Below are 11,677 nucleotides of genomic sequence, written 5' to 3'. Positions count from 1 at the left end.
CCGAGAGGTCTTGCAGTTCTTTGAGTGCTTCTTGTTTTGTTTTGCGCCAGTTCTGGGTGCACGGGTTGATGAAGCTGTCGTAGTAGTCTGCGACGGCGATGATACGTGCGCCGAGCGGGATGTTTACGCCTTTGAGCCGTTTGGGATAGCCTGTTCCGTCCCATCGTTCGTGATGATGGAGGATGTACGGAATGAGCGGTTGGCAAGCGGCGATGTTCTCCATCATGGCGACACCTGCACGACAATGATTTTTGAACGTGCTGTATTCGCGCTGGGAGAGGTAGGGCGATTTTGCCAAGATGAGATTCGGTACGGTAACGTGACCGATATCATGGAGAAGTGCGGCTGTCTGAATGAGAGAGATCTCTTCGGACGGCAGGCACATCTTGGCGGCGATGCTTGCGCTGTAATTGGCGACCTGATGCGAGTGGCGATACAGGTTGGGGCTTTTCATTTGTAATAAGTTGAGAAATACAGGTGTCATGTCGTGTATCGAAGGGGATGCACAGTACACCTGCTGGTCGATCAACGTTGTAATCATAATATATTCCTTCAAAATCAGTAATAAGTAAGGTCTGTTTCGTACCGTTTTACATAGTAATTTTATATATTAGCTATTATGAGGAGAATTCCTGCCGTGAATCGCGCTCATTCGTGTTATTTTTCAACAAGACGGATAGGAGCGGCTTTGGCGTTTTGTGCTTCTGCTTCGGTGATGTAACCGTTTTTGACCATGGCGTTAAGTGCGAGTGCTTGTCGTTTTTTGGCGGCGGCGAAGTCTACACGCGGAGAGTAGATGCTCGGTGCGGGGACGATGCCTGCGAGCATAGCCGATTGAGCGAGCGAGAGGCGGGAGGGAGCACAACCGAAGTAGCCGTGCGAGGCTTGGTTGATGCCGTAGTAACCGTCGCCGAAATAGATGGTGTTAAGGTAGATCTCGAGGATCTCTGCTTTTTCGTAGCGGGATTCCATGTTGAGGGCAAGGAGTATTTCTTCCATTTTGCGCGATGCCGTACGGTCGGCTGTCAAAAAGAGGTTTTTGACTGTTTGTTGTGTGATGGTGCTGGCACCTTCTTGTATCTTGCCGTATTGGATGTTGACGAGGGTGGCACGCATCATGCCTTCGACGTCGAAGCCCGGGTGGTCGTAGAAACGTTTGTCCTCCGAGGCGATGATGGCATATTGCATATTGTGTGCGATGTCGTCTATCTTTGTGTAACCGAGCTGTGGGGTGCGACTGTTGACAGCATCTTTGAGCGCGATGAAGCGATATGCGCGTGTCCATGCGTCCGAATCGAGGTCGGGCAGGTTCTCGGGTGAGAACGGAAGTGCGCGGACTTCTGCTGTCGTGCGGTACGAGTCGGGAATGTAGCGGTTGAGTATCGAACCGCCGTCCATGAAAAAGAAGCATCCGACGAACAAAACGACAAGGAATATAAGAAATGTGAAGATACGTGTTATAAAGGAAAACATAGGCAACTCTCCTATTAAAACATAAGATTGCTATTCCTTTTATTGTAGCGGAAAATCGTCTGTTTGACCAGAGGATAGGTGAGAAACGCGAGCGAAAGGAGCGAGAATCGTGAGAAGGTGGCTGTTTGGCTGGGTGTTCGGGCTGGGGATATTCTGTTTGATGTGGCAGGGCGGTGTGCCTATGATGTGGGCGATGGATGATGCGCCGCTTGCAGGAAAAAGAATAGCTGTTGATGCGGGGCATGGCGGTATCGACAGCGGGGCAGAGTATCATGCGCAGGCGGAGAAGGATATCAATCTGGTATTGGCAAAACGGATCGGTGATAAGCTGATATCGGCAGGGGCAGAGGTCGTCTATACTAGAACGGATGATGTCGACTACTATACACGCGGAAAAGGCGGAAAACGCGCCGATCTTAAAAAGCGAGTCGCCATCATTGAAGAAGCGCGCCCTGATGTATTTGTCAGCGTCCATTGCAATGCTTCGACGGTGAAGACGTATCAAGGTGCACAAGTCTTCTACCATCCGAAAAATGAGAATAGCAGGGGATTGGCAGAGATGATGCAAAAACGAATGACAGATTTCCCGGAGGGCAATCACAGACAGGCACAGGCGAATACACATGTCCTCCTCCTGTCGTCATTGTCTATGCCGGGTGTACTTTTGGAGGCGGGCTACTTATCAAACGGAGAAGAAGCACAGCTTTTGTGCGATGAATCGTACCAAAACCGTCTGGCGGAAGCGATTTTGGCAACTTTTATGGAATATTTCACCGAAAAAAGCGAATAAGAGGTTGAAAAATTATACAAACATGATGTATAATTATATGAACCTTACAGAGATGGAGGAATGAAAACATGATACGAGTTGGTATTGTCGGTGCGACCGGTTATACAGGCGAAGAGTTGATGCGCATTTTGGCGAATCATCCCGAAGCGGAAGTTCGTTATATCACTTCCGAAAGTCAGACGGGCACCGAAATTACAAAAGTATACGGTCACTTGCATAAATATTACGATGGTGTTCAGCTGAAATCGCTTCAAGATCTGACAGAGATCGCAGAGAATACCGATGTTATCTTTATCGGGCTTCCGCACGGCCATGCTATGGCTATTGGGAAACAACTGGAATCGTACGATGTGAAGATCATCGACCTTGGCGGTGACTATCGCTTCTATGATACGGCTGTATACGAAAAATGGTATAATGTAGAACATACGCATAAAGATGCAAAAGCAGTATACGGTCTGGCAGAGTGGTATCGCGACCGTATCCGCGATGCGAAGATCGTCGGCAATGCAGGCTGCTATACGACGGCAAGTATTCTTGCTTTGGCACCGCTTGCAAAAGCAGGCCTTATCAATACGAAGTCTATCGTTATCGACGCGAAATCGGGCATGTCGGGAGCGGGCAGAGGGCTTAAGCTCTCCTCGCACTTCACCGAGATGTACGATAACTTCACGATTTACGGTGTTACAAATCACCGCCATACGCCTGAGATCGAACAGGCACTTACCGAGTTTGCGGGCGAAGATGTAATAGTCAACTTCACACCGCATCTCTTGCCGATATCGCGCGGCATCTTGAGCACGTGCTATGCAGATCTCAAAGAAGGCGTAACGGCAGAGGATGTCGATAAGGCATTTGCTGATTGTTATGCGGATGAACATTTCATTCGTTTGCTCGGTCGTGGTGCGTGTCCGATGGTGAAAAAGGTTCGCGGTTCGAACTTCTGCGACCTCGGCTGGCATATCGACCCACGCACGGGTCGCGTCATCGTCGTATCGGCGATCGACAACCTTGTAAAAGGTGCGGCAGGACAGGCTGTTCAGAATATGAATATCGTATTCGGTCTTGATGAATCCTGTGGCTTACAGCAAGTTCCGTTGTATCCGTAAGCACAGTGATAAAATACAGTTAAGAGAAAGAAGATGGAATGTATGACAATGGAAAAAATCGCTCCTAACGTGACGGCGCCGAAGGGCTTCCTTGCGGCAGGCGTCAAAGCAGGCATTAAAAAAAGCGGTAAAGAAGATGTAGCGATCATTTACAGTGAAGTACCGGCGGCAGCCGCAGGTGTGTTCACGACAAATACGATGGCGGCGGCACCTGTCGTCATCTCGCGCAAAGTTGCGGCGGGCGGCACAGCTTCCGCGGTAGCAGTCAATGCAGGCTGCGCGAACGCTTGCACAGGCGAGCAGGGTGCAAAAGATGCACAAGAGATGGCTCAGGTTGCGGCAGAGGCACTCTCCGTGCCGACCGAGCAAGTGTTCGTTGCTTCGACGGGTATCATCGGACAGACGCTTCCGATGGATAAATTGACGGCAGGTATCAAAGACGCTGTCAGCAAGCTCTCCAAAGAAGGCGGCGACGATGCGTGTCTTGCGATCCTTACGACGGATACGACGGAGAAAAAGACGGCTTATACGTTCACACTCGGTGGTCAGACGGTCACGATCGCAGGTATGGCAAAAGGTTCGGGTATGATCCATCCAAACATGGCGACGATGCTTGCGTTCGTTACGACGGATGCGGCGATCGACAGCGCACTCCTTCAGAAAGCACTCAAAGATGCTGTTGAAGTATCGTTTAACATGGTCAGTGTAGACGGCGATACGAGTACAAACGACAGCTTGTTCGCACTTGCAAACGGTATGGCAGGCAATGCAACTATTACCGATGCTGAGTCGGAAGATTATGCTATCTTTGCAGACGCACTCAAAACGGTATGTACCGACCTTGCGAAAAAAGTAGCCAAAGACGGCGAGGGCGCAACGAAATTCCTCGAAGTAACGGTTGAAGGTGCAGACGATTTCGCATCGGCGAAACAGGTCGCTATGGCGATCGCAAAATCGCCGCTCGTGAAAACGGCATTCTTCGGCGAAGACCCGAACTGGGGCAGAATCATCTGCGCGATCGGTTATTCCGGTGTCGGCGTACAGCCTGTTGATACGGATATCTGGATCGGTGATGTACAGGTCGTTGCGGGCGGTATGGGCGCAGACTTCAAAGAAGCCGAGCTCAAACGCACGATGGCAAAAGATGATGTCGTCATTACGGCAAAAATCGGAAAAGGTACAGAGAAAGCAACTGTCTGGACTTGTGATTTTTCCTATGAATATGTTAAAATAAACGGTGAATATCACACCTAAAGAGTGAACAGAGATATTGATTATGAAAGCAACCGTTAAGGTGGAGTAAGCTCCACCTTAATTACGTTGTTTTTCTTGACAAATAAGAGGTGAGTACATGAAGTTTTCAGCGGAAGATAGGGCATCCGTATTGATCGAAGCGTTGCCGTATATCAAGAGATTCTACGGCAAAACGATGGTCATCAAATACGGCGGAAATGCCATGATCAATGAAGAACTGAAAGCAAAAGTCATTCAAGATATCTGCTTGATGAAATATGTCGGTATGCGTCCCGTTATCGTACACGGCGGTGGCCCCGAGATCACAGGTTTCTTGAAAAAGATCGGCAAACAGACCGAGTTTATCGCAGGTCTTCGTGTAACAGACGCCGAAACGGTCGGTGTAGCGGAGATGGTGCTTGTCGGTAAGATCAATTCCGAGATCGTCAGCCTTCTCAACAACTACGGTGCCAAAGCTGTCGGTCTGTCGGGTAAGGATGCAAGCCTTATCTGTGCAGAGAAACATCTTGCAGAGGTCTACGATGACGAACAGGCAGAACCGAAGCTTGTCGACATCGGCTATGTGGGCGATGTCGCGAAGATCAATACCGATATCCTCAATACGCTTCTCGACCAAGGTTATACGCCTGTTATCGCACCGATCGGTGTCGGTACGGATAACGAAAGCTACAACATCAATGCCGACTATGTCGCAGGTGAAGTCGCAGGCGCGCTTCAAGCAGAAAAATTGATCCTTTTGACAGATATTGAAGGTATCTATCGCGATTATAACGACAAAGACAGTCTTATCGAAACCTTGACAAGAGCCGATGCAATGGCGATGATCCGCGAAGGCAGTATCGCGGGCGGCATGATCCCGAAAGTTGAATCGTGCATCCGCGCTATCGACGGCGGTGCGCAAAAAACACACATCATCGACGGCAGACTTCCGCACGCATTGATCCTCGAAGTCTTCACGAAACGCGGTATCGGTACCGAGGTCATTGGGGATGAGGAGGCAGAAGCATGAACAAACAAGACGTTTTTGCGATAGATAAGGCACACTATATGCCCGTCTTTGCTCGTTATCCGATGGTCATTTCGCACGGGGAAGGAGCGTACGTGACGGATACGGACGGCAACCGTTACCTCGACTTTTTCGCAGGGATCGCCGTCAACGCACTCGGTCATGCACATCCAAACCTCGTGAAAGCTGTGTCAGAGCAAGCGGCGAAAGTCATTCACTGCTCGAATCTCTACTACACGGAAGTGCAGGCACAGCTTATTGAAAAGCTTGCCGCACTCAGCGGTCTTGACAAGGTATTCTTGGCGAACAGCGGTGCGGAAGCGAATGAAGGTGCGCTCAAATTGGCGCGCAAATACGGCAAAACGATCGCAGATGACAAATACGAAATTATTACAGCGAACCACTGCTTCCACGGCAGAACGCTGATGACGCTGACGGCGACGGCTCAGCCGAAATACCAAGCAGGCTACGAACCGCTCCCGCAGGGCTTTACTTATATCGACTACAACGACATCGCGGCACTTGAAAACGCGATCTCGGACAAAACGTGTGCAGTCGTCTTGGAACCGATCCAGGGCGAAGGCGGTGTGAACGTACCTGCTGACGATTACCTTCAGAAAGTACGTGCACTCTGTGATAAATACGGTGCGCTTCTCATCTTCGACGAAGTGCAGACAGGTATCGGCAGAACAGGCAAGATGTTCGCATACGAACATTTTGGCATTAAGCCTGATATCGTAACACTGGCGAAAGGTCTTGCGGGCGGTGTACCGATCGGTGCCTTCCTTGCAACGGACAAAGTAGCAAGTGCATTCCACCCGGGTGACCACGGCTCGACATTCGGCGGCAATCCGCTCGCATGTGCGGCATCCAAAGCGGTCCTCGATACGATTCTCGAAGACGATCTTTTGGATAACGTAAACGAAGTCGGTGCGTACTTGATGGATGCTATCCGCGCACTCGGCGAAAAATATCCGACGATCATTCGCTCCGTACGCGGTAAAGGTTTTATGGTTGGTATCGAGCTGACACGTGAAGGCCGCGAGATCGTTCAGGCTTGTCTTGATGCGAAACTGATCATCAACTGTACGGCGGGCAATGTCCTCAGACTGGTACCGTCGCTTACGATCGGCAAACAGCAAGTAGATGAAATGATCACGATATTAGACGCAGTATTGGCGAAACAATAGAAAGGCAGGTTAGTAAGATGAGCTTTAAAGGAAGAGATTTCTTATCGCTGCATGATTTTACGACCGAAGAAATCTATCAGATTCTCGATTTGGCGGCGGAACTGAAAGAAAAACAGAAAAAAGGTGAAGAACACCACATTTTGAAAGGCAAAACGCTCGGTATGATCTTCGAAAAATCGTCGACTCGTACGCGCGTATCGTTTGAAGTCGGGATGTACCAGCTCGGCGGCTCGGCACTTTTCTTGTCGAATCGCGATCTCCAGATCGGTCGCGGTGAGCCGATCCGTGATACGGCACGTGTACTGTCGCGTTACCTCGACGGTATCATGATCCGTACGTTCGAAGGTTCGAAGGTAGAAGAACTTGCTGATTTTGCAAGCATTCCTGTCATCAACGCGCTGACGGACGAAGAACATCCGTGTCAGGTACTCGCAGACCTCCAGACGATCCGCGAACACAAAGGTGAGCTCAAAGGTCTTAAAATGGTCTACATCGGCGACGGCAACAACATGGTCAACTCGCTTATGCACGGCTGTGCCAAAGTCGGCATGGACATCTCGGTAGCAACGCCCGCAGGCTATGAACCGATGGAAAGCATGGTAGCGGAAGCGATGGAAGATGCCAAAGCATTCGGCTCGAAAGTAGAAATCACGCAGGATATCTTGGCAGCGGCCAAAGATGCCGATGTCGTCTATACGGACGTATGGGCAAGCATGGGACAAGAAGGCGAAGCAGAAAAACGCCAGAAAGCATTCAAAGACTACCAAGTCAATGCGGCTGTTATGGCAGTAGCGAAACCGGATGCCATCGTGCTCCATTGTCTTCCGGCGCATCGCGGTGAAGAGATCACCGACGAAGTCATCGAAAGCAAACAGTCTGTTATCTTCGATGAAGCCGAAAACCGTCTTCATGCACAGAAAGCCGTTATGGCACTTGTCATGGCAGACTGATAACGTATCCAATAATATTTAACATAAATTTATATTTAAAGAGGTGCTTACATATGAGCAGTGTAAAAAAAGTAGTATTGGCATATTCCGGCGGTCTTGATACCTCCGTTATCATTCCGTGGTTGAAAGAAAACTATGACGGTTGCGAAGTTATCGCAATGTGCGCAGATATCGGTCAGGGCGATGAACTTGACGTTATCCATGACAAAGCATTGGCTTCCGGCGCAAGCAAAGTCTACATCGAAGATCTTGTAACGCCGTTCCTTGAAGAATACGTATGGCCGACGCTCAAAGCAGGCGCTGTATACGAAGGCAAATACCTCCTCGGTACGTCGTTCGCTCGTCCGCTTATCGCAAAACGTCTTGTTGAGATCGCTGAAGCAGAAGGTGCAGACGCGATCGCACACGGTGCAACAGGGAAAGGTAATGACCAGGTTCGTTTCGAACTTACGGTAAAAGCACTCGCTCCGCAGCTTCAGATCATCGCTCCGTGGAGACTCTGGGATATCCGTTCCCGTGAAGATGCTATCCGTTATGCAGAAGCACACAATATCCCGGTTGCAAAAGGCAACAAAGTATACAGCATGGACCGCAACATCTGGCATCTCAGCCATGAAGGCTCCGACCTCGAAGATCCGTGGAACGAACCGAAAGACAACGTATACCTCGTAACGAAAGCTCCGACGCAGGCTGCTGACGAAGTAACGTACGTTGAAATTGACTTTGAAAAAGGTATCCCTGTTGCTGTTGACGGCGTAAAAATGGGCGCAGTAGAACTTCTTACGAAATTGAACGAGATCGGTGCTGCTAACGGTGTCGGTATCACGGACATGGTAGAAAACCGTCTTGTTGGCATGAAATCCCGCGGCGTATACGAAAACCCGGGTGGTGCGATCCTCTACTACGCACACCGTGAACTCGAATACTTGACGCTCGACCGTGCTACGCTCCACTACAAAGAACAAGTCGCTATCCGCTATGCAGAACTCGTATACGATGGTATGTGGTTCAGCCAGCTTCGTGAAGCACTCGCAGCATTTGTTGATCAGACGCAGGAAACGGTTACGGGTAAAGTACGCGTAAAACTCTACAAAGGCAACATCATGTCGGCAGGCGCTCAGTCCCCGTACTCCCTCTATAGCAAAGAATTCGTTACGTTCGAAGAAGACGACGTATACAACCAGGCAGACGCAGAAGGCTTCATCAACCTCTTTGGCTTGCCGCTTAAAGTCAGAGCGTTGATGCAGAAAGGACAGAACTAAGCCATGGCAAAACTGTGGGGCGGTCGTTTTACGAAAAACACCGACGCAATGGTAGACGAATTCCAGGCGTCCATCTCGTTCGACCATCGTATGTATTATGAAGATATCAAAGGCAGTATCGCACACGCTACGATGCTTGCCAAAACAGGCATCATCTCCGATGAAGAGCGCGACCTCATCATCGGCGGCCTCGAAAGCATTCTCGCTGATATCGAAGCAGGCAACTTCTCGTTCGAAGTAGGCCTCGAAGATATCCATATGAATATCGAAGCAAGACTCACAGAGCGTATCGGCGCAGTGGGCGGTAAACTCCATACCGCCCGCAGCCGTAACGACCAAGTCGCAGTCGATACGCATCTTTATCTCAGAAAAGAGATCGGCGAACTTGCCGTTCTCCTTCAGAACTTGCAAGAAGCATTCCTTCAGAAAGCACAAGAAAACAAAGAAGTCATCATGCCGGGATATACGCACCTTCAGCGTGCGCAGCCGATCCTCTTTGCACAGCACATGATGGCATACTTCTTCATGCTCGCGCGTGACTTCGACCGCTTGCAAGGCGTATACGAACGTACGGACATCATGCCGCTCGGTGCAGGCGCACTCGCAGGTACGACGTTCCCGATCGATCGCTTCATGGTAGCCGAACAGCTCAAATTCGGCAAACTGTATGCCAACAGCATGGACGCAGTCAGCGACCGCGATTACATCATCGAATTCTTGTCGTTCGCATCGCTTCTCATCATGCACCTTAGCCGTATCAGCGAAGAGATCATTCTCTGGTGTTCGGCAGAATTCGGCTTCATCGAGCTTGACGATGCACACTGCACAGGCTCGTCCATCATGCCGCAGAAGAAAAACCCGGACGTCGCAGAACTCGTTCGCGGTAAAACAGGTCGTATCTTCGGTCACTTGATGGGTATGCTCACGACGACAAAAGGCTTGCCGCTCGCATACAACAAAGACCTTCAGGAAGATAAAGAAGGTGTATTCGATACGATCGACAACCTCAAATTCGTGCTTACCATCTATGCGGCAATGATCCGCGACATGCGTGTCAACAGAGATCGTATGTACAATGCTGTTACACATGACTTCTCCAACGCGACCGATATGGCTGACTACCTCGGCAAAAAAGGCTTGCCGTTCCGTCAGGCACACGAAGTCGTAGGCAAAAGCGTTCGTTATTGCATCGACAACAACAAATGGTTGATGGACTTGACGCTCGACGAATTCAAGCAATTCTCGCCGCTTTTTGAAGAAGATATCATGGATGCGATCTCGGTAGAGACTTGTGTAACAAATCGTAATTCCTATGGTGGAACATCGTATGCACAGGTTGCACAGCAATTTGAAACTGCACAAAAAACATTGGAAAATCAGCAGGTTGTTATTGACAAGTATACACAAAAAGGTCTATAATAAACCCAACATATAAGTTTTCATATGTCATTTGGTGAGTGAAAACTGTATTGTATACAGTTTTCACTTTTCTATGCTAACTGTAAATGAGGGGAAGGGCTATATCATGGAATTAAAAATTGAATTGACAACTGCACCAAAAGAATTACCGAATCAAGACGCACTCGGCTTTGGCCGCATTTTTACCGACCATATGTTCGAAATGGATTATGAAGAAGGCAAAGGCTGGCACAATCCGCGTATCGTACCGCATCATGACTTCAACTTGAATCCTGCCAATGCAACGCTCCACTACGGTCAGGCGATCTTTGAAGGTCTTAAAGCATACCGTACGCCGGATGATCGTATCACGCTCTTCCGTCCGACGGAGAACATGAAACGTCTTAACAACTCGGCACGCATCTTGTGTGTACCGGAGTTCGATGAAGAGTTCGTACTTGATTGCCTCAAAAAACTCGTTGCGATCGACGAACGCTGGATCCCGTCCAAACCGGGTACGAGCCTCTATATCCGTCCGTACATCTTCTCGACGGATCCGTATCTCGGCGTAAGCGTTGGTAAACAGTACAAAATGGCGATCATCTTGTCGCCGGTAGCAGCTTACTACGCTGCAGGCTTTGCACCGGTACGCATTAAAGTAGAAGATAAATATGTTCGTGCCGTAATCGGCGGTACGGGTGAAGCGAAAACGGCGGCTAACTACGCAGCCAGCCTCCACGGCGACTATGTTGCGCATCAGGAAGGCTTCGCACAGACGCTCTGGCTCGATGGTATCGAACGTAAATATGTTGAAGAAGTCGGTTCGATGAACATCGTCTTCAAGATCAACGGTGAGATCATCACGCCGGAATTGACGGGTTCTATCCTCCCGGGTATCACGCGTAAATCCGTATTGGAAGTCGTTCGTTCCTGGGGCATGAAAGCAACGGAACGCCGCATCACGATCGAAGAAGTATTCGAAGCAGCGAAAAACGGCACGCTCGAAGAAGCCTTCGGTACCGGTACGGCAGCAGTTATCTCGCCGGTCGGTGAGCTCTGCTGGAAAGGTGAGAGCATCATCATCAACGGTGGTAAAACGGGTGAAACGGCACAGAAACTTTATGATACTATCACAGGTATCCAGACTGCCAGACTCGAAGATCCGTTCGGTTGGGTCGTTGAAGTTCCAAAAGCATAAGAATATGAGCAAAACGGCGAAAGAGAGATTCTTTCGCCGTTTCTTTT

At 49.6% G+C, this 11,677-nt stretch carries 11 protein-coding genes; 9 read left to right on the top strand and 2 right to left on the bottom strand.

Annotation, left to right across the window (positions count from 1 at the left end):
• Both IJN28_05030 and IJN28_05025 read right to left on the bottom strand, forming a co-directional pair.
• Positions 1-541, bottom strand: a 541-nt coding sequence (locus tag IJN28_05030) for an HD domain-containing protein (protein MBQ6713133.1), incomplete at its 3' end; no start/stop codon positions are given.
• Between the two features lie 116 nt (positions 542-657).
• On the bottom strand, positions 658-1,473 hold the full coding sequence (locus IJN28_05025) for a transglycosylase domain-containing protein (GenBank protein MBQ6713132.1): 816 nt from the start codon (positions 1,471-1,473) through the stop codon (positions 658-660).
• Between the two features lie 109 nt (positions 1,474-1,582).
• Here IJN28_05025 and IJN28_05020 point away from each other — a divergent pair, with 109 nt between their 5' ends.
• The 9 genes from IJN28_05020 to IJN28_04980 all read left to right on the top strand — a co-directional run bounded on the left by IJN28_05020 (position 1,583) and on the right by IJN28_04980 (position 11,630).
• Positions 1,583-2,263, top strand: a complete 681-nt coding sequence (locus tag IJN28_05020; GenBank protein ID MBQ6713131.1) for an N-acetylmuramoyl-L-alanine amidase — start codon at positions 1,583-1,585, stop codon at positions 2,261-2,263.
• Between the two features lie 71 nt (positions 2,264-2,334).
• Positions 2,335-3,372 (top strand): N-acetyl-gamma-glutamyl-phosphate reductase, encoded by a 1,038-nt coding sequence (locus IJN28_05015; protein MBQ6713130.1) that lies wholly within the window; start codon positions 2,335-2,337, stop codon positions 3,370-3,372.
• A 48-nt stretch (positions 3,373-3,420) separates the two neighbouring features.
• The gene (gene argJ / locus IJN28_05010; protein MBQ6713129.1) at positions 3,421-4,626 is read left to right on the top strand and encodes a bifunctional glutamate N-acetyltransferase/amino-acid acetyltransferase ArgJ; all 1,206 of its coding nucleotides are present in this window, start codon (positions 3,421-3,423) and stop codon (positions 4,624-4,626) included.
• 97 nt (positions 4,627-4,723) lie between these two features.
• The gene (argB, locus tag IJN28_05005; GenBank protein ID MBQ6713128.1) at positions 4,724-5,635 is read left to right on the top strand and encodes an acetylglutamate kinase; all 912 of its coding nucleotides are present in this window, start codon (positions 4,724-4,726) and stop codon (positions 5,633-5,635) included.
• Positions 5,632-6,822, top strand: coding sequence for an acetylornithine transaminase (locus tag IJN28_05000; protein ID MBQ6713127.1), 1,191 nt, complete (start codon positions 5,632-5,634; stop codon positions 6,820-6,822). The genes argB and IJN28_05000 overlap by 4 nt, the downstream gene beginning before the upstream one ends.
• A 17-nt stretch (positions 6,823-6,839) precedes the next feature.
• Positions 6,840-7,772: an ornithine carbamoyltransferase gene (argF, locus tag IJN28_04995; GenBank protein MBQ6713126.1), complete on the top strand. Its 933-nt coding sequence runs from the start codon at positions 6,840-6,842 to the stop codon at positions 7,770-7,772.
• Positions 7,773-7,825: 53 nt separating this feature from the next.
• On the top strand, positions 7,826-9,034 hold the full coding sequence (locus IJN28_04990) for an argininosuccinate synthase (GenBank protein MBQ6713125.1): 1,209 nt from the start codon (positions 7,826-7,828) through the stop codon (positions 9,032-9,034).
• Between the two features lie 3 nt (positions 9,035-9,037).
• Positions 9,038-10,453 (top strand): argininosuccinate lyase, encoded by a 1,416-nt coding sequence (gene argH, locus IJN28_04985; GenBank protein ID MBQ6713124.1) that lies wholly within the window; start codon positions 9,038-9,040, stop codon positions 10,451-10,453.
• Positions 10,454-10,559: 106 nt separating this feature from the next.
• Positions 10,560-11,630 carry a branched-chain amino acid aminotransferase gene (locus tag IJN28_04980; protein MBQ6713123.1) on the top strand — a complete coding sequence of 357 codons (1,071 nt, stop codon included), beginning with the start codon at positions 10,560-10,562 and terminating at the stop codon, positions 11,628-11,630.
• Positions 11,631-11,677 lie beyond the last annotated feature (47 nt).

Source organism: Selenomonadales bacterium, from assembly GCA_017442105.1.
GTDB lineage: Bacteria > Bacillota > Negativicutes > RGIG982 > RGIG982 > RGIG982.
The sequence above is the reverse complement of the archived record's forward strand: the minus strand, read 5'-3'. Positions and strand labels throughout refer to the sequence as shown.

What these genes read in the sequence shown, in the direction of transcription:
- IJN28_05025 (MBQ6713132.1), bottom strand. Translation starts at nt 1,473, where the DNA reads ATGTTTTCCTTTATAACACGTATCTTCACATTTCTTATATTCCTTGTC.
- argB (MBQ6713128.1), top strand. Translation starts at nt 4,724, where the DNA reads ATGAAGTTTTCAGCGGAAGATAGGGCATCCGTATTGATCGAAGCGTTG.
- IJN28_04980 (MBQ6713123.1), top strand. Translation starts at nt 10,560, where the DNA reads ATGGAATTAAAAATTGAATTGACAACTGCACCAAAAGAATTACCGAAT.
- argF (MBQ6713126.1), top strand. Translation starts at nt 6,840, where the DNA reads ATGAGCTTTAAAGGAAGAGATTTCTTATCGCTGCATGATTTTACGACC.
- argH (MBQ6713124.1), top strand. Translation starts at nt 9,038, where the DNA reads ATGGCAAAACTGTGGGGCGGTCGTTTTACGAAAAACACCGACGCAATG.
- IJN28_04990 (MBQ6713125.1), top strand. Translation starts at nt 7,826, where the DNA reads ATGAGCAGTGTAAAAAAAGTAGTATTGGCATATTCCGGCGGTCTTGAT.
- argJ (MBQ6713129.1), top strand. Translation starts at nt 3,421, where the DNA reads ATGGAAAAAATCGCTCCTAACGTGACGGCGCCGAAGGGCTTCCTTGCG.
- IJN28_05000 (MBQ6713127.1), top strand. Translation starts at nt 5,632, where the DNA reads ATGAACAAACAAGACGTTTTTGCGATAGATAAGGCACACTATATGCCC.